Genomic DNA, 22,481 nt, shown 5'->3' with positions numbered 1-22,481 from the left:
CATCTCAAGGGAGAATGCCATGCCATCGTTCGACGTCGTTTCCGAAGCGAACATGATCGAAGTGAAGAACGCCATCGAGCAGTCGAACAAGGAAATTTCGACGCGCTTCGACTTCAAGGGCTCCGACGCACGCGTCGAGCAGAAGGAACGCGAGCTGACGCTGTTCGCCGACGACGATTTCAAGCTCGGCCAGGTCAAGGACGTGCTGATCGGCAAGCTGGCCAAGCGCAACGTCGACGTGCGCTTCCTCGACTACGGCAAGGTCGAGAAGATCGGCGGCGACAAGGTCAAGCAGATCGTCACCGTGAAGAAAGGCGTGACGGGCGACCTCGCGAAGAAGATCGTGCGCCTCGTGAAGGACAGCAAGATCAAGGTGCAGGCGAGCATCCAGGGCGACGCGGTGCGCATATCGGGCACGAAGCGCGACGACCTGCAGAGCACGATCGCGATGCTGCGCAAGGACGTGACCGACACGCCCCTCGACTTCAACAACTTCCGCGACTGATCGGCCGCCGGCCAAGTCGCGTCTTCCGGCCGGGCCCCGCATGCGCGGCGCGCCCGGCGCGCGGCAAGCGCCGCGCCTTCTCAGGCTTTGCCGCCGTCCTGCGCGCCGCCGTCCGCGGCCGCCTTCTTCTTGTCGCCGATCCGGCTCTCCTGCCCCGCGAGCAGCTTCGAGATGTTGCCGCGGTGACGCCACACGAGCAGCACGCTCATCGCGAGCACGGCCCATGCGACCGGGTTATGGCCGGTGCCGAACAGGAACACGTCGAACACCGGCGCGAACACGGCCGCCACCAGCGCCGCGAGCGACGAATAGCGGAAGAAGAACGCGACGATCAGCCAGGTCAGCGCGGTCGCGAGCCCGAGCACCGGATGCACGGCGAGCAGCACGCCGGCCGCGGTCGCGACACCCTTGCCGCCCTGGAAGCGGAAGAACACCGGGTACAGATGGCCGAGGAACACGGCGATCGCGACCCACGCGACCGCGACGTCGGGCAGGCCGAAGTGCCGGGCGAGCCAGACGGCGATCCAGCCCTTGAACGCGTCGCCGACGAGCGTCAGGATCGCGGCCTTCTTGTTGCCGCTGCGCAGCACGTTGGTCGCGCCGGGATTCTTCGACCCGTACGAACGCGGGTCGGCCAGGCCCATCGTGGCGCTGACGACGACGGCGAACGACACCGAACCGATCAGGTAGGCAACGAGGGCGGCGAGCAGGATCTGCATGCGGGGAACTCTTTTTTCAACGTATCGGGAAAGGGACGGCGGTGCGCGGCAAGCCGGCAAGCCGAAACGGCGCCCATTCTACCGAACGGGCGCGGACTGCCACGAAGGTGAAACCCTCAGTCGACGCTCGCGCACTGCACGGGCTGCGCGCCGAGCAGCGACGTGAGCACCGCCGGCGCGAGGCTGACGAGGTAGCCGCGCCGGCCGCCGTTGACGTAGATCGTCGGCAATTCGAGGATCGTCGCCTCGACGTAGACGGGCATCGCCTTGCGTGTGCCGAACGGCGACGTGCCGCCGACGAGATAGCCCGAATGGCGGTTCGCAACCTCGGGCTTGCATGGCTCGACGCGCTTCGCGCCGATCTGCCGCGCGAGATTCTTCGTCGACACGGTGCGGTCGCCGTGCATCAGCACGATCAGCGGCTTCGCGTGTTCGTCTTCCATCACGAGCGTCTTCACGACGCTGTGCTCGTCGACGTCGAGCTGGCGCGCCGATTCGCCGGTGCCGCCATGCTCGACGTATTCGTACGGATGCTCGCCGAATGCGACGCCATGACGGCGCAGCAGTTGGGTCGCGGGGGTTTCGGACACGTGTCTGGATTTGCTCATGGCGGCATTTTAATGGCGAACGATCCAATGGCGAACGATCGGCGGGCGCGCAATGGCGGGCCCGCGCCGGCGGTATACTCGCGGCCCGTCTTTCCGCCCGGTGGCCCGCCCCATCGCGACGACGATTGCATTCATCATCGTTGCGGACATCGCGAAGCGCTATTGCCCGATTGCCCGATTGCCCGATTGTGGCGCGCGCGCCGTCATGGCACGATCGTTCGCCAATATCGTCGGCCACCGCCGGCCCCTCTTCTGGAGACGCCATGTCCTCGCCACCCCGTTCGTCCGAAGCGCTCGACGTCGATGCACTGCTCGCGGCGCTGCCGCGTCGCATTGCCGACGTGCCCGCCCATCGGGCCGTGCAGTCGCCCGCGCATCCGGCACTGATCGAAGATGCACGCCGCGTGTCGTACGGCGAGCTGGCGCGGGCCGTCGACGCGGCGGCAGCGCGGCTGGCGAGCCTCGGCGTGCAAGGCGGCGACCGCGTGATGATCGTCGCGGAAAACTGCATCGCGCAGATCGTGCTGCTGTTCGCGGCCGCCCGCATCGACGCCTGGGCGCTCGTATCGAACGCGCGGCTGTCGGCCGCCGAGCTCGACGCGATCGCCGCGCACGCGCGCCCGAAGCTGATCGCGTTCACGACGGACGTCTCGCCCGAGGCGCGCGCCCATGCCGAGCGGCTCGGCGCCACGCCCGCCGGTGCGCTGCCGGTCGACATCGGCGCGTGGTCGTATCGGGTCGATGCGAGCGCGCCCGCCGAACCGGTGGCCGCCGACGGCGCCGAGCAATGCGCGGCGCTGATCTACACGACGGGCACGACCGGTACGCCGAAAGGCGTGATGCTGTCGCACCGCAACCTGCTGTTCATCGCGGCGACGTCGAGCACGCTGCGCCGCGTGTCGCCCGACGACGCCGTCTACACGGTGCTGCCCGTGTCCCACGTGTACGGCCTCGCGTCGGTGTGCCTGGGCAGCCTGTATGCGGGCGCGACGCTGCGGCTCGCGCCGCGCTTCTCGCCGGAAGCCGTCCGCGTCGCGCTCGCCGACGAAGGCGTCACGATCTTCCAGGGCGTGCCCGCGATGCACGCGAAGCTGCTCGAACACCTTCATACGCACGGCCATGCCTGGCGCGCACCGCGGCTGCGCTTCGCGTATTCGGGCGGCTCGCCGCTCGATGCGAGCCTGAAGGCCCGCGTCGAGCGCCTGTACGGCGTGCCGCTGCACAACGGCTACGGCATGACCGAAAGCAGCCCGACGATCACGCAGACGCCGCTCGATGCGCCGCGCACGGACAGTTCGGTCGGCGTGCCGATTCCGGGCGTCGACATGCGGATCGTCGCGCCGGACGGCACCGACGTGCCGCCGGGCGAAGTCGGCGAGATCCGCGTGCGCGGGCCGAACGTGATGCTCGGCTACTACCGCAACGCGGACGCGACGCGCGCCGCCGTGTCGCCGGACGGCTGGCTGAGCACCGGCGATCTCGCGCGGCAGGAGGCGGACGGCGCGGTGACGATCGCGGGCCGCAGCAAGGAGCTGATCATCCGCTCGGGCTTCAACGTCTATCCGGTCGAGGTCGAACAGGTGCTGAACGCGCATCCGGACGTCGTGCAGGCGGCCGTGATCGGCCGCGCGATCGAAGGCAACGAGGAAGTGCTCGCGTTCGTCGAGCTGCTGCCGGGCGCGACGGCGGACGAGGCGGCATTGCATGCATGGTGCGCGGATCGGCTCGCGGCTTACAAACGCCCTGCGCATATCCGCGTGCTCGCTGCGCTGCCGGCCGCGTCGACCGGCAAGGTGCTCAAGCACCGGCTGCGCGAGCTGGTCTGACGCGGGCGCCGCGCGCCGGCTCCCGCATCGGCGCCCGCGCCGCGCCGCATGCACGCGTCGCGCGTCAGCCGCGCGGGTGATGCTGCGCGTGCAGCGTCTTGAGCCGTTCGCGCGCGACGTGCGTATAGATCTGCGTGGTCGAGATGTCGCTGTGGCCGAGCAGCAACTGCACGACGCGCAGGTCGGCGCCGTGGTTCAGCAGGTGCGTCGCGAACGCGTGCCGCAGCGTGTGCGGCGACAGGTGCGCGCGCACGTCGGCCTGCTGCGCGTGACGCTTGATGATGTTCCAGAACTGCTGGCGGGTCATCCCGTCGCCGCGTGCGGTCACGAACAGTGCGTCGGCCGCGCGCGCGCCGAGCAGCGCCGGCCGCGCATCGCGCAGGTAGCGTTCGATCCAGCCGTGCGCGACTTCGCCGAACGGCACGAGCCGCTCCTTCGAACCCTTGCCCATCACGCGCACGACGCCTTCGTTGAGGCCGACCTCTACCGTCTTCAGCGTGACGAGCTCGCTCACGCGCAGCCCGCTCGCATACATCAGCTCGAGCATCGTGCGATCGCGCAGGCCGAGCGGCGTGCCGATGTCGGGCGCGCCGAGCAGCGCCTCGACCTGCGCCTCGGACAGCGTCGACGGGAACCGGGCCGCCTGTTTCGCGGACGTGATCCGCAGCGTCGGGTCGGCGTTTGCGCGATGCTCGCGCACGGCCCAGCCGTAATAGCGGCGGAACACGGACAGTCGCCGGTTCGACGACGTCGCCTTGCCGTCGCTGCGCGCCGCGATGTAGCCCGTCACCATCGCCTCGTCGGCCGCGTCGAGCGGCGCGTCGTGCGTCGCGGCCAGCCATTGGGAAAACAGCGCCAGGTCGCGCCGGTACGCATCGAGCGTGTTGCGCGCGAGCCCGTGTTCGAGCCACAGCGCATCGCAGAACACGTCGATCGACGCGCGGCTCGCGAGCAGCGCGGGCGATGCCGCGACGGCATCGCCGTCGTTTTCGGGGGAAATCAGTGGTTCGCTCATCGGTACGGCACGCCCTCGTGCGTCAGCAGCCAGCGCTTCACTTGCTGGTAATAGCCATTGTCGTCATGGTTCGCGAACCCGCCGAGCCCGCCCGCCGCGACGACGCGATGGCACGGAATCACGAGCGGAAAGTAATTCGCGCCGCACGCCTGGCCGACCGCGCGCGGCGCGCTGCCGATCCGCTTCGCGACCTGGCCGTAGGTCAGCACCGTACCGGGCGGGATGTCGCTGATCACGTCCCACACGCGGTGCTGGAATGCGCTGCCGACGTCGGCGAGCGGCAGATCGAAGCGTGCGGACGCGCGCTCGAAATAACGTTCGATCTGCTTGACCGCGCGCTTCGCGAGCGCCGAATCCGGATCGACCGACTTCATCGATTCGGGCAGATAGACGATCTCGCGCACCACCGCGGCATCCGTGCGGATGCCGACCTTGCCGAACGGCGCGTCGATCACTGCGTTGAACATTGCCTTCTCCTGACCGAGGAATGCGCGCGGCCCTGCCGCGCGCCGACGACACTTTACGCCGCCTTCACGCGGCTCGCAGCGCCCATTCGACATGCTCGCGCACGACCGGCGACGGATCGTCGGCCCGCGCGCGCAGCGCGGCGACGATCGCGTCGCGCGCGGGCGGCGCGAGCCGGTCCGCGCCGGCGCGCAGCGCATTGCCGAGCCCGACCGCGAGATTGCGCAGCCAGCTTTCGTAGCCGATGCGCCGGATCGCGCTGCCCTGCATCCGCGTATCGAACGCGTCGGCGTCCCACGCGAACAGCTCGACGAGCGTCGCGCGATCGAGGCCGTGCCGCACGTCGAAATCGGCGACGGGCGCGGCCTGCGCGAACTTGTTCCACGGGCACACGAGCTGGCAGTCGTCGCAGCCGTACACGCGATTGCCGATCATCGGCCGCAGCGGTTCGGGGATGCTACCTTTCAATTCGATCGTCAGGTACGAGATGCAGCGGCGCGCGTCGACGCGGTATGGCTCGACGATCGCGCCGGTCGGGCATGCGTCGATGCAGCGCGTGCAACTGCCGCAGTGCGCGCCGGGCGTCTCGGGCGCGGTGTCGGGCGACGTGTGCGCGTCGGTCGGCAGCGCAACGTCGACGTAGATTTCGCCGAGGAAGAACAGCGAGCCGGCATCGCGCTGCAGCAGCAACGTATGCTTGCCGCGCCAGCCGACGCCGGCCTTCTGCGCGAGCTCGACTTCGAGCACGGGCGCCGAATCGGTGAACACGCGGTAGCCGAACCCGCCGATCTCGTGCTCGATGCGCTCCGCGAGCGTCTGCAGCCGGTTGCGCAGCACCTTGTGATAGTCGCGGCCGCGCGCATAGATCGACACGACGGCCGCCTGCGGATCGTCGAGCCGCGCCCGTTCGCGCGCGCGCCAGTCGTGCGGGACGAGCGCGCCGGGCTCGCCACCGGGCGCACCGTCGGCGAGCGTTTGGGCCGGCAAATAGGCGAGCCGCACGGAGATCACGCGTCGCGTACCGGCCACAAGTTCGGCCGGCCGCGCGCGTTTCATCCCATGTTTCGCCATATAATCCATTTCGCCGTGGTAACCGGCTTCCAGCCAGGCGGCGAGGCCCGCTTCGGCATCCGAGAGATCGGTATCGCTGATGCCGATCGCCCCGAAACCCAATTCGCGCCCCCACGCCCTGATGCGAGCGGCGAGCGCAGTCAACGCCGCATCGTCGAGCGCGCACGGCGCCGCGCCTTCGTCACGAGTCGAAGGCCTGTCGGATGCGGCGTGTTCCGGTAGTCGGTTCATCGCACTATTTTACGAGAATGCCAGCCACGTCCAGCCAACCGCCTCACGCCACGTTGCCCGCCCCGCTCGCGGAGCGCGTGATCGCGCTCGCCGACGAAGCGGCAACCGAGGCCTTCGGCACGCGCTTCGCGCACGCGCTCGACGCGGCGCGCACCGAGCTCGTCCGAGCACACGCGTTCGACGGGCTGCAGATCCAGCTGATCGGCGATCTCGGCGCGGGCAAGACGACGCTCGTGCGCGCGATCCTGCGCGGCCTCGGCCACCCGGGGCGCGTGCGCAGCCCGACCTATACGCTCGTCGAGCCGTACGCGCTCGAACGCAGCGATGGGGAACTCGAGGTCTATCACTTCGATCTGTATCGATTCAACGATCCGGCCGAATGGTCCGACGCAGGCTTTCGCGAATATTTCAATTCCAGCGCGATCTGCCTCGTCGAATGGCCGCAACAGGCGGGCGCCCTGCTCGGCGTGCCCGATCTGGTTTTTTCGCTCGACGTGGACGGCGACGGCCGCGCCCTCACCGTCCGGGCGTACAGCGCTTCAGGAAAGGCATGTCTCGAAAGATGTTGATCAAACCGTTCCGCTCGATCGAATCGGCGGCCACCGCGACGCACAACTGGCGGCGCCGTCAAATTCTGCGCGCGGGGGCGTCGACGCTGGTGCTCGGCCTCGTCGCGCCGCGGCTCGCGCACGCGTCGTCGGTGCTCGGCGTGCGCGTGTGGCCCGCGCGCGATTACACGCGCGTCACGATCGAATCCGACCAGCCGCTGCAGAATAGCCAACAGTTGCTGCAGGGTCCCGACCGTCTCGTCGTCGACCTGAGCGGCCTCGACCTCGACCAGGCGCTGCGCGACCTCGTGTCGAAGATCACGCCGAACGATCCGCAGATCCAGTCGGTGCGCGTCGGCCAGTATCAGCCGCACGTCGTGCGGATGGTGTTCGACCTGAAAGGCTCGGTGAAACCGCAGGTGTTCACGCTGCCGCCCGTCGGCACGTACAAGTACCGGCTCGTGTTCGACCTGTATCCGGCCGTCGCGCCCGACCCGCTGTCCGACCTGATCGCGCAGACGGAACGCAAGGAACAGGCGCTCAACGACACCGCGCGCGCGCAGCAGATGCAGCCACCGGGCGGGCTGGCCGGTCCGGGCACGCCGCCGCCCGCCGCGGGCGACAACAGCGACGCATTCTTCCAGCGTTTCGCGCAGAACACGCCGGCCACGCCGCATGCGCCGCCGGCCGCCGGCACGCCGTCGACGCCCGCGAAGCCGGCCGTCAAGCCGCCGCCCGTCATCGCGCGCCGCGACGACAACGACGACGACGGCGACACCTACAAGTTCACCGCGCCGAAATCCGGCAAGGGCGGCACCGTGCGGCTGCTGACGGTCGCGATCGACCCGGGCCACGGCGGCGAGGATCCGGGTGCGATCGGCGGCGGCGGCACGTACGAGAAGCACATCGCGCTCGACATCGCGAAGAAGCTGCGCGCGAAGATCGACGCCGCGCCGAACATGCGCGCGATGATGACGCGCGACGCCGATTTCTTCGTGCCGCTGAACGTACGCGTGCAGAAAGCGCGCCGCGTCGGCGCGGATCTCTTCGTGTCGATCCACGCGGACGCGTTCACGACGCCGTCCGCGCGCGGCTCGTCGGTGTTCGCGCTGTCCGACCACGGCGCGACGAGCGCCGCGGCGCGCTGGATGGCGAACAAGGAGAATTCGTCCGACCTGATCGGCGGCATCAACATCAAGACGGCGGACGCGGCGGTGAACCGCGCGCTGTTCGACATGTCGACGACCGCGCAGATCCGCGACTCGCTGCGCTACGGCAACTACGTGCTGAAGGAAGTGGGCGGGATCAACAAGCTGCACAAGGGCTCGGTCGAGCAGGCCGGGTTCGCGGTGCTGAAGGCGCCCGACATTCCGTCGATCCTCGTCGAGACCGCGTTCATCAGCAACCCGGACGAAGAGCGCCGGCTCAACGACGACAGCTATCGCGACGAGATGGCCGACGCGATCTTCCGCGGCATCAAGCGTTATTTCGCCGCGAATCCGCCGCTCGCGAAGAACCGGATGGCCTGAGCGCCACCCGTACCCTGCCGCCGGCACGCAGCGCGTGCCGGCGCGTCACGACGCCGCGAAGCGGCTCAGCAGTTTCCCGCCGAACACGTTCACCGCGAGCCCGCCCATCACGAGCGCGGCGCCGATCAGCTGCGTGTGCGTCAGATGCTCGTCGAGCAGCAGCGCCGACGACGCGAGCCCGACGATCGGCACCAGCAGCGAGAACTGCGCGACCTGCGCGGCCGGGTAGCGCGACAGCAGGCGGCTCCACAGCCCGTAACCGAGCAGCGTCGCGACGAACGCGAGATAGACGACCGCGAAGATCGACGCGGCGTTCAGCCCGGCGAGCGCGGTCGCGATCCGCCGCGGCCCTTCGAACCACAGCGACAGCAGGAAGAACGGCACGGGCGGCACGAGGCTGGCCCACACGACGAGCGACACGAGGTTCGCCTTCCCGACCTTCTTCGTGACGATATTGCCGACGGCCCACATCGCGGCCGCGCAGATCGTCAGCAGGAAGCCCGCGAGCGTCATCGCGCGGCCGCCCTGCGCGGCGATCACGACGAGCCCGCCCGCGGCGATCGCGAGGCCGATCAGGTTCTGCGCGCGCAGCCGCTCGCCGAGGAACAGCATCGCGAACACCAGCGTGAAGAACGCCTGCGACTGCAGCACGAGCGATGCGAGGCCGGCCGGCATGCCGACGTACATGCCGGTGAACAGGAACACGAACTGCCCGAGCTGGATCGTCGCGCCGTACAGCACCAGCAGCCGCCACGAAATTTGCGGCCGGCGCACGAAGAATACCGCGGGCACGGCCGCGAGCGTGAAGCGCAGCGCGCCGAGCAGCATCGGCGGCATGCCGTGCAGGCCGACCTTGATCACGACGAAGTTCACGCCCCACGCCAGGATCACGACCAGCGCGAGCAGCAAGTCCTTCGGGGCCATCATCGGCGTCTCCCTTCGATTGTCGAATCGTCGTTGTGAAGCCGGCCAGTCTACCGGGTTTCGTCGCCCGGCCCGATACCCGTGCGGCGCGCATGGAATCCGCGGCGCGCGCAGCGGCTTGCGCAACGCGCTGGACGCCGCACGACGCGTGCCTGCCGCGGCCGCATCGGGCCGAGCGCGTTTCGCGGGCCCCATCACGCGCGCCGCCGCGCCGCCAGTACAATGACCGGCAATCCAGCCGTTCCCACGAGACCCGCCATGACCGACTCGATCAAAGCCCTGCTGAAGCCGCACGTGCGCGACATCGGCAACCTGCAGGTGCGCCGCACGCTGCCCGCGCTCGCCGCACGCCTCGTCGGCCCGTTCATCTTCTTCGATCACATGGGGCCCGCGGCGCTGCCGGCCGGCACGGGGCTCGACGTGCGCCCGCATCCGCACATCGGGCTCGCGACGGTCACCTACCTGTTCGACGGCGCGATCCTGCACCGCGACAGCCTCGGCTCGCGGCAGGAAATCGTGCCGGGCGACGTGAACTGGATGACGGCCGGCCGCGGGATCGTCCACTCGGAGCGCACGCCGGACGCGCAGCGCGCCAGCGGCCATACCGTGCACGGGATCCAGACCTGGGTCGCGCTGCCGCAAGCGCACGAGTCGACCGAGCCGTCGTTCGAGCACCACGCGGCCGATACGCTGCCCAAGCGCGACGAAGACGGCGTCACGCTGACGGTGATTGCCGGCGACGCGTTCGGGCTGCGCTCGCCCGTGACGACGTTCTCGCGCACGCTGTACGTCGCGGCCGAATTCACGGCAGGCGGCCGGCTCGAACTCGATGCGTCGCACGAGGAGCGCGCGGTCTACGTGGTCGACGGAGAACTCGCGATCGACGGCACGCCGGTGCCGGCCGAACGGATGGCCGTGCTCGCGCTGGGCGCGACGGTCACGTTGACGAGCGGCGGCGGCGCGCGCGCGATGCTGCTCGGCGGCGACAAGATCGACGGCGAACGCTTCATCGAGTGGAATTTCGTCGCGAGCAGCCGCGAGGCCATCGAGCATGCGAAAGCGGCCTGGACGCGCCAGGAGATGGGCAAGGTGCCGGGCGAAACCGAGTGGATTCCGCTGCCCGAATCGAAGCCGCGTTGAAAAAGCGGCGCGCCGCCCCCATCCTGACGATATTCGAACGGAAGAGAACGACATGGACACCACGCTTGCCACATTCGAGAAAGACGTCATCGAGGCGTCGCTGGACATGCCCGTGCTGGTCGACTTCTGGGCGCCGTGGTGCGGCCCCTGCAAGACGCTCGGCCCGCTGCTGGAAAAGCTCGAGGCCGACTATGCAGGCCGCTGGAAGCTCGTGAAGGTCAACGTCGACGAGAACCAGGAACTCGCCGCGCACTTCCAGACACGCAGCATTCCGCACGTGATCGCGTTCGCCGACGGGCGCCCGGTCGACCAGTTCGTCGGCGTGCTGCCCGAAGGCCAGTTGCGCGCGTTCCTCGACCGGCTGCTGCCGGCGGCCGAGGAAGCCGAGCGCCGCGCCGCGCAGTATGCGATGGCCGAACAGCGCTTCGACGAGGCGCTCGCGCACCTCGAAGCGGCGCTCGCGCTGAACCCCGGCTACGACGACGCGCGCCTCGACCTGATCGAGCTGCTGCTCGCGCGCAACGAGGTCGACGCCGCGCGCGCCGAGACCGAACGCCTGTCGCCGCAAACCGTGCAGAACGGCGACCCCCGCTACCAGGCGATCAAGACCCGTTTCGACGCGCTCGAAGCCACGGCCGACCTGCCTCCGACCGACGCGCTCGAAGCGCGCATCGCGGCGAACCCGGCCGATCTCGACGCGCGCTTCGACCTCGCGCAGAGCCTGATCGCGCGGCGTGCGTACGAAGGCGCGCTGGAACAGTTACTGGAAATCGTGACGCGCGATCGCGCCTACGGCGACGACCTCGGCCGCCGCACGATGATCTCGGTGTTCGAACTGGCCGGCGATCAACCCGACCTCGTCGCCGCATGGCGACGCAAGCTGAGCATGGCGCTCAACTGATGCGCAAGCGGCCCGGCCGCGACGGCCCCGCCGTATCGCCGTATCGCGCGCGGCACGTTACCCGTGCCGCGCCATCACCCTTCGCTGTCCGCGCACCGCGGGCTCAGCCGGCCGCCTGTGCCGCGATCGCCCGCAGCGCATGCGCGGCAGCCGCGAAACCGAAGCTCGCGGTCACGCACACGCTCGAACCGAAGCCCGCGCAGTTGAGCCCCGCGACGTGCGCGGCCGCGGACGGCTCGGCGCCGTCCTCGATGTCGCAGGCCGCCGCTTCCGGATAGATCAGCGGCTCGTCCGAATACACGGCGCTGACCTTGAAGCGCGCCTTCGGCCCGCGCGGAAAACCGTGCTGCTTGCGCAACTGCGCGCGCACTTTCGACAGCAGCGGATCCTGGATCGTCAGCGCGAGGTCGTCGATGCGGATGCGCGTCGGGTCGAGCTGCCCGCCCGCGCCGCCGACGACGATCAACGGCTGCCGTTTCGCGACGCACCATGCGATCAGCGCGACCTTCGTGCGCACGCTGTCGATCGCATCGATCACGTAGTCGAAGCCGCCGCCGAGCAGCGCGTCGAAGTTGTCGGGCTCGACGAAATCCTCGATCCGGTTCACGCGGCACGCGGGATCGATCAGCGCGATCCGCTCGGCCATCGCGTCGACCTTCGGCTTGCCGTAATTGCCGTCGAGCGCATGGACCTGCCGGTTCGTATTGCTTTCCGCGACGTTGTCGAGATCGATCAGCGTGAGCGTGCCGACCGCGTTGCGCGCGAGCGCCTCGGCCGCCCACGACCCGACGCCGCCGATCCCGATCACCGCGACGTGCGCCCGCTCGAAGGCGGCGGCCGCCGGCGCGCCATACAGGCGCGCGACGCCGCCGAAACGCCGCGCGCGATCCACGTCAAGCTGGATTTCCGGGGTCGGGGTAAGATCAGAAGAACTGGGCGGGGCAGCGTCGGCGGAGGACATGGCAGCAAGGAAAACGTAAGTCGAGCAGCCCTCTATTCTGCCTGAACTCCCCGCTCGCACGCGCCACTGTGCACGCACGATTCTCGCGCGTTCGCTATACTGGCCCCAGATTGAAGCGTTTGCATAACATGACGACTCTCGCCGATCTCCGCATCAACTATTCGCGTGCTTCGCTCGACGAAGCCGATGCCGCCCCCGACCCGTTCGCCCAGTTCGATCGCTGGTTCAAGGAGGCGCTCGCCGCCAAGCTGCCCGAGCCGAACACGATGACGCTCGCGACCGTCGGCGCCGACGGCCGGCCGTCGGCCCGGATCGTGCTCATCAAGGGCGTCGACGAACGTGGGTTCGTCTTCTTCACCAATTACGAAAGCCGCAAGGGGCACGATCTCGCCGTGCATCCGCAAGCCGCGCTACTGTTCTACTGGATCGAGCTCGAGCGCCAGGTGCGCATCGAAGGCCGGATCGAGAAAACCAGCGCGGAAGAAAGCGACCGCTATTTCGCGTCGCGCCCGCTCGGCTCGCGCATCGGCGCATGGGCGTCGGAGCAAAGCGCCGTGATCGACAGCCGCGCGACGCTCGAGGCGCGCGAACGGGCCGTCAGCGAACGCTACGGCGACAACCCGCCGCGCCCGCCGCACTGGGGCGGCTACCGCCTCGTGCCCGACTCGATCGAGTTCTGGCAGGGGCGCCCGTCGCGGCTGCACGACCGCCTGCTCTATACGCGCGACGCCGCGGCGTCGCCGGGCTGGACGATCTCGCGCCTGTCGCCGTAAGCGCGGCGCCGGCGCACGCCGGTCGTGTTTCGTGTTGCATCCGGGCGCCCGCCTCGCAAGCGGCGGGCGCCGGTCAAGATACTTGGCTGTATTCGATTCAACGAACAAACGGAGAATCCAAATGTTCTGGGAAAAGAAGCTGGCACAGTGGGCGGACGAAGTACGGGCGAAAGCGAACATACCGGCGCGCCTCGTGCTATGGAACGGCGATCAACTCGATTTCGGCACCTTCAGCGCACCGCAGGTCACGCTCAAGGTGAACAGCGCGTCGGCGTTGCCGCTGCTGCTCGAACCGAGCCTCGACAATCTCGGCGAGGCGTACGTGAAGGGCAAGATCGACATCGAAGGCAAGCTGTCGGACATCATCAACATCGGCTACTCGCTCGCGCGCAGCACCGTGACGAGCGCGAGCAAGCTCGCACGCGTGAAGCGCTACTTCAATCACACGAAGAACACCGACAGGAAGGCGATCCAGTACCACTACGACGTCTCGAACGAGTTCTATCGGTTGTGGCTCGACGAGAACATGGTGTACTCGTGCGCGTACTTCGAGAACGGCGACGAGGATCTCGCCACCGCGCAGATCAAGAAGATCGACCACATCCTGACGAAGATCCGGCTTGAGCCCGGCCAGCGCCTGCTCGACATCGGCTGCGGCTGGGGCGCGCTCGTGCTGCGCGCCGCGCAGAAATTCGGCGCGACGTGTCTCGGCGTGACGCTGTCGCAGAACCAGTTCGACCTCGCGACCGCGCGCGTGAAGGCCGCGGGGCTCGAAGACAAGATCGAGATTCGTCTGCAGGATTACCGCGAGATCGACGGCCAGTTCGACCGCATCACGAGCGTCGGGATGTTCGAGCACGTCGGCCGCAAGAACCTACCGCTCTACTTCTCGCGCGTGCATGACCTGCTCGCCGACGACGGCATCGCGATGAACCACGGGATCACGTCGACCGACGCGGAAAGCGGCGAAACGGCGCTCGGCGGCGGCGAATTCATCGATCGCTACGTATTCCCGGACGGCGAGCTGCCGCACATCAGCCTCGCGCTCGAAGCGGCGCAGCGCGGCGGACTCGAGGCGGTTGACGTCGAAAGCCTGCGCCGGCACTATGCGCGCACGCTCGATATCTGGACGGAAAACTTCGAAGCGAAAGCCGAAGAAGCGAGAAAGCTCGTCGACGACGAGAAATTCCGGATCTGGCGCGTGTATCTTGCCGGCTGCGCTTATGCGTTCGAGCACGACGACGTGTCGATCTTCCAGATCGTGTGCCGCAAGGCCGGACGCAGCGCGAAAACGCTGCCGTGGTCGCGGCGCTACATGTACGAACACGCGCTGCCGCGCTAGGCGGCGCCTCACGCTGGGCATGCATGGGTGACGGCAGGACGCGGCGCACGGCGCCGCCCGAACGACAACATCACGACGACGCCAACGAGTCGCACGCCGACGGACAATTCGACCTGTTCGGCGTGCCGACGGACGCCGCACGCGCGTCGCACGCGGACGGCGGCCGCCCCGCCAGCCCCGACGAGCACGTGATGCCGCACGCGCAGGACGACGCGCAACCGGCGCCGCCCGCCCGCATGACTTCCCGCCCCGCCGCCGACGACGCACCCGCACCGTCGTCCGGGCTGCTGTGGGACGAACCGTCCCCGCCGGCCGCCGCGCCGAAGAAAGGCCGCCGCAAGCGCGGCGTGCTTCCCGCGCCGATCCCGGCGGACGTGGCCGACGCCGCGGCCGGCCTGCCGCCGAACGTGCGGCTCGGCACGTCGTCGTGGTATTTCCCCGGCTGGAACGGCATCGTCTACGACGGCGATTTCGCGCAGACGAAGCTGTCGCGCGAAGGGCTCGAAGCGTATGGCGCCCATCCGCTGCTCAGGAGCGTCAGCCTCGACCGGTCGTTCTACGGCCCGCTGTCGGTGGCCGATTACCTGCGCTACGCGCAGCAGGTACCCGACGATTTCCGCTTCGTCGTGAAGGCGCCGGCCGCGGTGACCGACGCGGTGATCCGCGGCCGGCGCGGCGAGCCGTCCGGACCGAACCCGACCTTCCTCGATGCGTCGCTCGCGACCCGCGAATTCGTGCAGCCGTGTCTCGACGGGCTCGGCCGGAAAGCCGGCGTGCTCGTGTTCCAGTTCTCGCCGCTGCCTGATCAACTGCTCGCGGAACCGGCCGCGCTGATCGACCGGCTCGCCGCGTTCTTCGCGGCGCTGCCGCCGCTGCCGCCTGACGCCGACGGCACGCGCTACGCGATCGAGATCCGCGACGCGAGCCTGCTCACGCCGCGCTTCATCCGTGCGCTGGCCGCGCTCGGCGTGCGCTACTGCGTCGGCCTGCACGCGCGGATGCCCGACCCGCTGCGCCAGGCCGCCGCGCTCGCGCTGCTCGACGGCGACGCGCCGGGCCCGCTGATCGTGCGCTGGAGCCTGCACGGCGGCTTCAAGTACGAGCAGGCGAAGGCGAAATACGAGCCGTTCGACAAGCTCGTCGACGAGGATCCGGCCACGCGCTCGGCGCTCGCCGAACTGGCCGCGCGCTACGCGCTGGCCGGGCAGCCGGTGATCATCACGATCAACAACAAGGCGGAAGGCTCCGCGCCGCTGTCGTGCATCGCGCTCGCACGCGAAATCGCCGCCGCGTGCGCGCAGTGGCGCAACGAGGCGGCGTGACGCCGGTCGCCGCCGCCGACGCTCATGCGCCGCGCAGCGACTTCAGCCGGTGCGAGAACTTCTGCCGGAATTTCGCGAGCTTCGGCCCGATCACGACCGAGCAATAGCCCTGCCCCGGGTTCCGCGCGTAATAGTTCTGGTGATAGTCCTCCGCCGGCCAGTAGTTGCCGTCGAGTGGCACGACCTGCGTGACGATCGGCTGTCCGAACACCTGTTCGTGCTCGAGCGCGCGGATCACGTCGAGCGCCGTGTCGCGCTGCGCATCCGAATGCGTGAACACGACCGACCGGTACTGCGTGCCGACGTCGTTGCCCTGCCGGTTCAACTGGGTCGGATCGTGCGTCGCGAAGAAGATCTCGAGGATCTCGCGATAACCGATGCGCGCCGGATCGAACGTCACGTTGACGACTTCCGCGTGGCCCGTGTCGCCCTCGCAGATGTCGCGATAGCCGGGATTGCGCGTATGGCCGCCCGCGTAACCCGACTGGACGGCCGTCACGCCGTCGACGTCGAGAAACACGGCCTCCGTGCACCAGAAACACCCGCCTCCCAGCGTCGCGGTTTCAAGCATCTCGTTCCCCATGAAATCAGTCCCTCGTGGATGACGGCAGCCGGCACGCAGGCGCCGGCGCCATCGTTTCGCGTCGCCGTCGCGCGCCCCGTGATGCGGGCGGACAACGGCACTGCGTCAAGTATCTCACTCGCGCGCGTACCTGGCGGAGCGGCCAGGCGTCGCGCGCGACCCGCCGCGGATTTCTCGTCTACACTTAGGCACGCGCAAGCGACGGCCAACCCGTCACGCCCGCGCAGCGTCCGATGCATGCCTGCCCCGATGTCAACATCATCTGCCGGAACATCGATATGTACGCCTTAACGGATATCGCCTGCCCCGCGGGCCCGGTCGCCGATACGTCAAGCGCACCATCGCGATGGCGCGTACCCGTTTCACGGTGGACGCCGCGCGGCAGCCCCTTCGCCTTTTCCCGCTTTCACTACCTGGTGCACGGCATCGCGCACGTCGCCGACGCGTGCCTGCGCCTGCCGATCGCTCCGCCGGCGTGATGCGCGCCGCGCGGCAACCGCAGTCCGCACGCCCGCGACGAACGGCCGTGCGTCCACGATCCGACATCATCGAGAGGACATCGCCATGAGCATGCGGCCTGACCCGACGTTTCACGCTTCGCCCGAGCTCGCGATGCAGGCGCCGGCCGAAGCATTCGCGTATACGTTGTTGCTGAGCCCCGATTTTTCCAGACCCGACGCGCTCGCCGTGATCGACGTGAAGCCCGGTTCGCCGACGTACGGCAAGATCGTGCACACGGTGACGATGCCGAACACCGGCGACGAGTTTCACCACTTCGGCTGGAATGCGTGCTCGTCGTCGCTGTCGCCGCTCACCGGCCATGCGTTCCTCGAGCGCCGCTTCCTGATCATCCCCGGCCTGCGCTCGTCGCGCATCTACGTGATCGACACGAAGCCGCATCCGACGCAGGCGCGCATCCACAAGATCATCGAGCCCGACGAGATCTTCGCGAAGACCGGCTATTCGCGGCCGCACACCGTGCATTGCGGCCCCGAGGGCATCTACGTGAGCACGCTCGGCGGCGCGGGCAAGGACGGCACCGACGGCGCGCCCGGCATCTTCATCATGGATTGCGAGACCTTCGACGTGCTCGGCCGCTGGGAGATCGACCGCGGCCCGCAGGACAAGCATTACGACTTCTGGTGGAACCTGCCGCGCGACTACATGGTGTCGAGCGAATGGGCGCTGCCGCCGCAATTCGAGAACGGGATCGTCCCCGAGGATCTGCTCGCGAACAAGTACGGGCACCGGCTGCATTTCTGGGACCTGCGCGCGCGACGCAACGTGCAGACGATCGATCTCGGCGCGCAGCACCAGATGGCGCTCGAGGTGCGGCCCGCGCACGACCCGGTGCGCGAGTACGGGTTCGTCGGCGTCGTGGTCGATACGACCAATCTCGAAGGTTCGATCTGGACCTGGTGGCGCGAAGGCGGCAAGTTCCATGCGAAGAAGACCGCGACGATCCCGGCGGAGCCGGCCTCAGCCGACGAGCTGCCGCCGCTGCTGCAAGGATTCGGCGCGGTGCCGCCGCTCGTGACCGACATCGACCTGTCGCTCGACGACCGGTTCCTGTACGTGTCGTGCTGGGGCACGGGCGAGATGCGCCAGTACGACGTGTCGGATCCGCACAATCCGGTGCTGGCCGGGTCGGTACGCATCGGCGGCATCGCGCGCCGTGCGCCGCATTCGAACGGCCGCACGTTCGCGGGCGGCCCGCAGATGGTCGAGATCAGCCGCGACGGCCGGCGCGTGTACTGGACCAACTCGCTCTATTCGACGTGGGACGACCAGTTCTATCCGGACGGCGTGCCGGCCGCGCAGGTGCTTGCGCACGCGGGGCCCGACGGCGGGCTGACGCTCGCCGACGACTACTGGGTCGAATTCCCCGACGGCTATCGCGCGCACCAGATCCGGCTCGAAGGCGGCGACTGCTCGACCGACTCGTTCTGCTATCCGTCGGTCACGCGTTGAGCGCCGGCCTTCACGCGCCGTTCGCGTTGTGGGCGGCGGTGCTCGCGAGCGGCGTCTATCACGGGCTCAACCCGGCGATGGGCTGGCCGCTCGCGGTGTCGAACGCGCTGATGACGCGCCGCGGCGCCGCGCTCGTCGCCGCGCTCGGCTATCTCGCGCTCGGTCATACGCTCGCCGTCTTCGCGGTGATGCTGCCGTTCGGACTGCTTGCGGCGCTGCTCGCATGGCAGTCGGCGATCCGGATCGGCGCGAGCGCACTCGTGATCGGCTTCGGCGCGGTGCTGCTGATCCGGCGCCGGCATCCGCGGGCGCTCGCGCGGATTGCGCCGGCGCGGCTCGGCCTGTGGTCGTTCGCGGTCGCGCTCGCGCACGGCGCGGGGCTGATGCTCGTGCCGATCTACCTCGGCCTTTGCGGGCTCGACCGGGATGCCGGCCATCGCGCGGCCGCGCTGCTCGTCGATGCGCATCTCGGCATGGCGCTCGTCGTCGCGGCCGTGCACGCGGCCGCGATGATCGCCACCGGCGGCGGACTCGCGTGGCTCGTGTACCGCTATCTCGGGCTGAAGTTCGTGTCGCGCAGCTGGTTCAATCTCGATGCGGTGTGGGCGTCGAGCCTGATCGTGACCGGTGCGTTGTCGCTCGGGCTGGCGGCGGGGCGATAGCACGGGTCGCGATGCCTGCCCGGGCAACCCGGCGCCGGCGTGACCGGCCGCATCGTTGAAAAACGCGACAGAACGGCGCCGCCGGCCGCGCGCCGCAGTGTTCGCTACGTCACCCTGCCGTCGCGCTGCACCGCCCGACCGGGCCCGGCGGCCCCGATTCCGCTAAAATCGGGCCATGCGCATCCCTTCCCCTTCCACCGCCTTGTCGTCTTTCGTCCGCCGCGCCCGTCACACCCGTGTCGCGTCGCGCCCGCCCGTCCCGTTCCGGATGGCTGCCCGATGAGCCACGCCAATCCGCCGGATTTCGACTCGGCCGCCTTCCGGCAGGCGCTCGGCCAGTTCGCGACGGGCGTGACGGTGATCACGACGCAGGCGCCGTCCGGTCAGTTGATCGGCATCACCGCCAGCTCGTTCAATTCGGTTTCGCTCGATCCGCCGCTCGTGCTGTGGAGCCTCGCGCACAAATCGGCGTCGACGCCCGTGTTCCGCGGCAACAGCCATTACGTGGTGAACGTGCTCGCGGCGTCGCAACTGGACCTGTGCAAGCGCTTCTCGACTTACAAGGGCGACCGCTTCGAAGGAATCGCGCATGTGGCCGGCAACTCGGGGATGCCCGTGCTCGACGGCGCGCTCGCGTGGTTCGAATGCCACAACCGCAGCCGATACGACGAAGGCGACCACGTGATCTTCGTCGGCGAAGTGGAACGCTGCGGCGTGCGCGCCATATCGGAAACGGCACCGCCGCTCGTGTTCCACGGCGGCGGCTTCCACGGCCTCACACCGCTTTGATCGCCCCCGTGCGCGCCAGGCCGACCGGCGCGCCGGCTTCGTCCTTCAGCGTCTGCAGCACGATGTTCGAACGGATGTCCATCACGCCGGGCGCCTTGTAGAGGCGGTTCAGCACGAAATCCGAATAGTGCTTGAGGTTGTGCGCGAGCACGCGCAACAGATAGTGGCTCTCGCCCGTCACGACGAACGCGCCGACCACCTCCGGCCATTCGCGCAGCGCTTCCGCGAAGCGCTCGTGCCATTGATTCTCTTCGTTGCGCATCGACACCTGCACGAACGCCTCGAGCTCGAAGCCGAGCTTCTCGCGGCTCAGGCACGCGCGATAGTGCTCGATCACGCCCTGCTCCTCGAGCAGGCGCATGCGGCGCAGGCAGGCGGATGGCGAAAGCGAGATGCGTTCGGCCAGGTCGAGATTGCTGATTCTGCCCTCCTCCTGCAATACCGCCAGGATCCGGCAGTCGGTGGCATCGAGCGTGATCGCGTGCATTTATGGTCCCCGTTTTCCCTCTGATTCGAATTATCTGCCAATCCGGCGGATTGTCCATGTTTATTTCGCAAGCACTTGCTGCGAGCGTCCACCTATCATTCGAAGGATCGACTCACCGATTCGTCATGCCATGGACATACTCTGGGACATCTCGCCGCCTGTCAGCCCCGCCACCCCCGTGTGGCCGGGCGATACGCCGGTTTCCGTCGAACGCGTGTGGCGGATGGAGGCCGGTTCGCCGGTCAACGTCGCGCGCCTGACGCTGTCGCCGCACACGGGCGCGCACTGCGACGCGCCGCTGCACTACGACGCCGACGGCGCACCGATCGGCGCGGTATCGCTCGACACCTATCTCGGCCCGTGCCGCGTGATCCATTGCATCGGCGCATCGCCGGTCGTGCGGCCGGCCGACGTCGCCGCGGCGCTCGACGGCGTGCCGCCGCGCGTGCTGCTGCGCACGTACGAGCGTGCCAGCGTCGAGCAATGGGACAGCCATTTCTGTGCGGTCGCGCCCGACACCGTCGACCTGCTCGCCGCGCACGGCGTGAAGCTGATCGGCATCGACACACCGTCGCTCGACCCGCAGGAATCGAAGACGATGGATGCGCATCACCGCGTGCGCGCGCACCGGATGGCGATCCTCGAAGGGATCGTGCTCGACGACGTGCCGGCCGGCGACTACGAACTGATCGCGCTGCCGCTGAAATTCGCGACGCTCGACGCGAGCCCCGTGCGCGCGGTGCTGCGCGCCCTGCCCGCGCAGGCTTCCTGATTACCCGACCTACGACCCCACATCATGATGATCAAGACCCGTGAAGACGCGCTCGCGCTCGACCGCGACGACCCGCTGGCCCCGCTGCGCGAGCAGTTCTCGCTGCCCGACGGCGTGATCTACCTCGACGGCAACTCGCTCGGCGCGCAACCGCGCGCCTCGGCTGCCCGCGCGCAGCAGGTGATCGGCGCCGAATGGGGCGAAGGCCTGATCCGCAGCTGGAACACGGCCGGCTGGTTTGCGCTGCCGCGCCGCCTCGGCGACAAACTCGCGACGCTGATCGGCGGCGCGCCCGGCGAGACGGTCGTCACCGACACCATCTCGATCAACCTGTTCAAGCTGCTGTCGGCGATGCTGCGCCACCAGGCCGAGCGTGCGCCCGAGCGCCGCGTGATCGTGTCGGAGCGCTCGAACTTCCCGACCGACCTGTACATCGCGCAGGGCTTGATCGAGCAGCTCGGCGGCGACTACGAACTGCGCCTGATCGACGATCCGGCCGACCTGCCCGGCGCGCTCGGCGCGGACACGGCCGTCGCGATGATCACGCACGTGAACTACCGCACCGGCTACATGCACGACATGCCGGCCGTCACGCAGCTCGTGCACGACGCGGGCGCGCTGATGCTGTGGGATCTCGCGCACTCGGCCGGCGCGGTGCCGGTCGACCTGAACGGCGCACGGGCGGACGGCGCGGTCGGCTGCACGTACAAGTACCTGAACGGCGGCCCCGGCTCGCCCGCGTTCGTGTGGGTGCCGCAGCGCCATCTCGCGCATTTCTCGCAGCCGCTGTCGGGCTGGTGGGGCCACCGCGCGCCGTTCGCGATGCAGCCGGGCTTCGCGCCCGATCCGGGCATCGCGCGCTTTCTGTGCGGCACGCAGCCGATCGTGTCGATGTCGATGGTCGAATGCGGCCTCGACGTGTTCCTGCAGACCGACATGCAGACGATCCGCCGCAAGTCGCTCGCGCTGACCGACGCGTTCATCGCGCTCGTCGAAGCGCGCTGCGCCGGCCTGTCGCTGAAGCTCGTCACGCCGCGCGCGCATCACCAGCGCGGCTCGCAGGCGAGCTTCGAGCATCCGCACGGCTACGAAGTGATGCAGGCGCTGATCGCGCGCGGCGTGATCGGCGACTACCGCGAGCCGTACGTGCTGCGCTTCGGCTTCACGCCGCTCTATACGCGCTTCGCCGACGTATGGGATGCGGTCGAGACGCTGCGCGACATCCTCGCCACCGACGCGTGGAAGGCGCCCGAGTTCGCCGAACGCGGTGCGGTGACCTGACCGTTTTTGCGCGGCGCGCCGCGGTTGCATGCGCAGCGCACGCCGCGCGTTCGTCA

24 protein-coding genes are annotated in these 22,481 nt (G+C 68.9%); 15 read left to right on the top strand and 9 right to left on the bottom strand.

What is annotated here, in order from left to right:
- The first annotated feature begins 19 nt into the window (after positions 1 to 19).
- The gene (locus C4B30_RS12805; RefSeq protein ID WP_006482217.1) at positions 20 to 505 is read left to right on the top strand and encodes a YajQ family cyclic di-GMP-binding protein; all 486 of its coding nucleotides are present in this window, start codon (positions 20 to 22) and stop codon (positions 503 to 505) included.
- Between the two features lie 80 nt (positions 506 to 585).
- Here the strand turns inward: C4B30_RS12805 and plsY are convergent, their stop codons facing one another.
- Positions 586 to 1,224, bottom strand: coding sequence for a glycerol-3-phosphate 1-O-acyltransferase PlsY (gene plsY / locus C4B30_RS12800; RefSeq protein ID WP_027785242.1), 639 nt, complete (start codon positions 1,222 to 1,224; stop codon positions 586 to 588).
- A gap of 116 nt (positions 1,225 to 1,340) precedes the next feature.
- Positions 1,341 to 1,832 (bottom strand): Cys-tRNA(Pro) deacylase, encoded by a 492-nt coding sequence (gene ybaK, locus C4B30_RS12795; protein ID WP_027785243.1) that lies wholly within the window; start codon positions 1,830 to 1,832, stop codon positions 1,341 to 1,343.
- A 263-nt stretch (positions 1,833 to 2,095) separates the two neighbouring features.
- On the opposite strand from ybaK, the gene C4B30_RS12785 reads away from it, so the two are divergent.
- On the top strand, positions 2,096 to 3,658 hold the full coding sequence (locus C4B30_RS12785) for a class I adenylate-forming enzyme family protein (RefSeq protein ID WP_027785244.1): 1,563 nt from the start codon (positions 2,096 to 2,098) through the stop codon (positions 3,656 to 3,658).
- A 64-nt stretch (positions 3,659 to 3,722) separates the two neighbouring features.
- Here the strand turns inward: C4B30_RS12785 and xerD are convergent, their stop codons facing one another.
- The 3 genes from xerD to queG form a co-directional block, all read right to left on the bottom strand.
- Entirely contained in the window at positions 3,723 to 4,673 is a 951-nt protein-coding gene (gene xerD, locus C4B30_RS12780) for a site-specific tyrosine recombinase XerD (protein ID WP_027785245.1), read from the bottom strand.
- The gene (locus tag C4B30_RS12775; protein ID WP_006496476.1) at positions 4,670 to 5,140 is read right to left on the bottom strand and encodes a methylated-DNA--[protein]-cysteine S-methyltransferase; all 471 of its coding nucleotides are present in this window, start codon (positions 5,138 to 5,140) and stop codon (positions 4,670 to 4,672) included. The genes xerD and C4B30_RS12775 overlap by 4 nt, the downstream gene beginning before the upstream one ends.
- Before the next feature lie 64 nt (positions 5,141 to 5,204).
- Positions 5,205 to 6,440 (bottom strand): tRNA epoxyqueuosine(34) reductase QueG, encoded by a 1,236-nt coding sequence (gene queG, locus C4B30_RS12770; protein ID WP_027785246.1) that lies wholly within the window; start codon positions 6,438 to 6,440, stop codon positions 5,205 to 5,207.
- A gap of 17 nt (positions 6,441 to 6,457) precedes the next feature.
- Here queG and tsaE point away from each other — a divergent pair, with 17 nt between their 5' ends.
- A complete protein-coding gene (gene tsaE / locus C4B30_RS12765; protein ID WP_027785247.1) occupies positions 6,458 to 7,009 on the top strand; it encodes a tRNA (adenosine(37)-N6)-threonylcarbamoyltransferase complex ATPase subunit type 1 TsaE in 552 nt (183 codons plus the stop codon).
- Complete coding sequence (locus C4B30_RS12760) at positions 6,991 to 8,517, top strand: N-acetylmuramoyl-L-alanine amidase (RefSeq protein WP_027785248.1); 1,527 nt, start codon at positions 6,991 to 6,993, stop codon at positions 8,515 to 8,517. The genes tsaE and C4B30_RS12760 overlap by 19 nt, the downstream gene beginning before the upstream one ends.
- Positions 8,518 to 8,562: 45 nt before the next feature.
- On the opposite strand, the gene C4B30_RS12755 is transcribed toward C4B30_RS12760, so the two are convergent.
- Positions 8,563 to 9,441 carry an EamA family transporter gene (locus tag C4B30_RS12755; protein ID WP_027785249.1) on the bottom strand — a complete coding sequence of 293 codons (879 nt, stop codon included), beginning with the start codon at positions 9,439 to 9,441 and terminating at the stop codon, positions 8,563 to 8,565.
- Positions 9,442 to 9,699: 258 nt separating this feature from the next.
- Between C4B30_RS12755 and C4B30_RS12750 the strand changes: the two genes are divergently transcribed.
- Together C4B30_RS12750 and trxA are read left to right on the top strand one after the other, a co-directional pair.
- A complete protein-coding gene (locus C4B30_RS12750; RefSeq protein WP_027785250.1) occupies positions 9,700 to 10,581 on the top strand; it encodes a pirin family protein in 882 nt (293 codons plus the stop codon).
- A gap of 52 nt (positions 10,582 to 10,633) precedes the next feature.
- On the top strand, positions 10,634 to 11,482 hold the full coding sequence (trxA, locus tag C4B30_RS12745) for a thioredoxin (protein WP_027785251.1): 849 nt from the start codon (positions 10,634 to 10,636) through the stop codon (positions 11,480 to 11,482).
- Positions 11,483 to 11,585: 103 nt separating this feature from the next.
- Here the strand turns inward: trxA and tcdA are convergent, their stop codons facing one another.
- Positions 11,586 to 12,443, bottom strand: a complete 858-nt coding sequence (tcdA, locus tag C4B30_RS12740; RefSeq protein WP_027785252.1) for a tRNA cyclic N6-threonylcarbamoyladenosine(37) synthase TcdA — start codon at positions 12,441 to 12,443, stop codon at positions 11,586 to 11,588.
- Positions 12,444 to 12,571: 128 nt separating this feature from the next.
- On the opposite strand from tcdA, the gene pdxH reads away from it, so the two are divergent.
- The 3 genes from pdxH (at position 12,572) to C4B30_RS12725 (ending at position 15,880) form a co-directional block, all read left to right on the top strand.
- On the top strand, positions 12,572 to 13,216 hold the full coding sequence (gene pdxH, locus C4B30_RS12735; protein WP_027785253.1) for a pyridoxamine 5'-phosphate oxidase: 645 nt from the start codon (positions 12,572 to 12,574) through the stop codon (positions 13,214 to 13,216).
- 121 nt (positions 13,217 to 13,337) lie between these two features.
- Positions 13,338 to 14,558, top strand: coding sequence for an SAM-dependent methyltransferase (locus C4B30_RS12730; protein WP_027785254.1), 1,221 nt, complete (start codon positions 13,338 to 13,340; stop codon positions 14,556 to 14,558).
- A 23-nt stretch (positions 14,559 to 14,581) separates the two neighbouring features.
- On the top strand, positions 14,582 to 15,880 hold the full coding sequence (locus C4B30_RS12725; RefSeq protein WP_027785255.1) for a DUF72 domain-containing protein: 1,299 nt from the start codon (positions 14,582 to 14,584) through the stop codon (positions 15,878 to 15,880).
- 22 nt (positions 15,881 to 15,902) lie between these two features.
- On the opposite strand, the gene msrA is transcribed toward C4B30_RS12725, so the two are convergent.
- Positions 15,903 to 16,463: a peptide-methionine (S)-S-oxide reductase MsrA gene (gene msrA / locus C4B30_RS12720; protein WP_027785256.1), complete on the bottom strand. Its 561-nt coding sequence runs from the start codon at positions 16,461 to 16,463 to the stop codon at positions 15,903 to 15,905.
- 233 nt (positions 16,464 to 16,696) lie between these two features.
- On the opposite strand from msrA, the gene C4B30_RS35285 reads away from it, so the two are divergent.
- The 4 genes from C4B30_RS35285 to C4B30_RS12700 all read left to right on the top strand — a co-directional run bounded on the left by C4B30_RS35285 (position 16,697) and on the right by C4B30_RS12700 (position 19,885).
- Entirely contained in the window at positions 16,697 to 16,942 is a 246-nt protein-coding gene (locus tag C4B30_RS35285) for a hypothetical protein (protein WP_155257375.1), read from the top strand.
- Positions 16,943 to 17,027: 85 nt separating this feature from the next.
- The gene (locus tag C4B30_RS12710; protein ID WP_027785257.1) at positions 17,028 to 18,434 is read left to right on the top strand and encodes a selenium-binding protein SBP56-related protein; all 1,407 of its coding nucleotides are present in this window, start codon (positions 17,028 to 17,030) and stop codon (positions 18,432 to 18,434) included.
- Entirely contained in the window at positions 18,431 to 19,096 is a 666-nt protein-coding gene (locus tag C4B30_RS12705) for a hypothetical protein (RefSeq protein WP_027785258.1), read from the top strand. The genes C4B30_RS12710 and C4B30_RS12705 overlap by 4 nt, the downstream gene beginning before the upstream one ends.
- A 279-nt stretch (positions 19,097 to 19,375) precedes the next feature.
- Positions 19,376 to 19,885, top strand: a complete 510-nt coding sequence (locus tag C4B30_RS12700; protein ID WP_027785259.1) for a flavin reductase family protein — start codon at positions 19,376 to 19,378, stop codon at positions 19,883 to 19,885.
- Here the strand turns inward: C4B30_RS12700 and C4B30_RS12695 are convergent.
- Positions 19,872 to 20,372, bottom strand: coding sequence for an Lrp/AsnC family transcriptional regulator (locus tag C4B30_RS12695; RefSeq protein WP_006477992.1), 501 nt, complete (start codon positions 20,370 to 20,372; stop codon positions 19,872 to 19,874). The genes C4B30_RS12700 and C4B30_RS12695 overlap by 14 nt on opposite strands.
- Positions 20,373 to 20,502: 130 nt before the next feature.
- Between C4B30_RS12695 and kynB the strand changes: the two genes are divergently transcribed.
- Together kynB and kynU are read left to right on the top strand one after the other, a co-directional pair.
- Entirely contained in the window at positions 20,503 to 21,144 is a 642-nt protein-coding gene (kynB, locus tag C4B30_RS12690) for an arylformamidase (protein WP_027785260.1), read from the top strand.
- Positions 21,145 to 21,171: 27 nt separating this feature from the next.
- Positions 21,172 to 22,425: a kynureninase gene (gene kynU, locus C4B30_RS12685; protein ID WP_419188576.1), complete on the top strand. Its 1,254-nt coding sequence runs from the start codon at positions 21,172 to 21,174 to the stop codon at positions 22,423 to 22,425.
- The last annotated feature ends 56 nt before the right edge of the window (positions 22,426 to 22,481 follow it).

The sequence above is a fragment of the Burkholderia sp. BE12 genome (genome assembly GCF_002959955.1).
In the GTDB taxonomy this organism is placed as follows: Bacteria; Pseudomonadota; Gammaproteobacteria; order Burkholderiales; family Burkholderiaceae; genus Burkholderia.
This window is presented reverse-complemented; position numbering and strand designations above follow the sequence as displayed.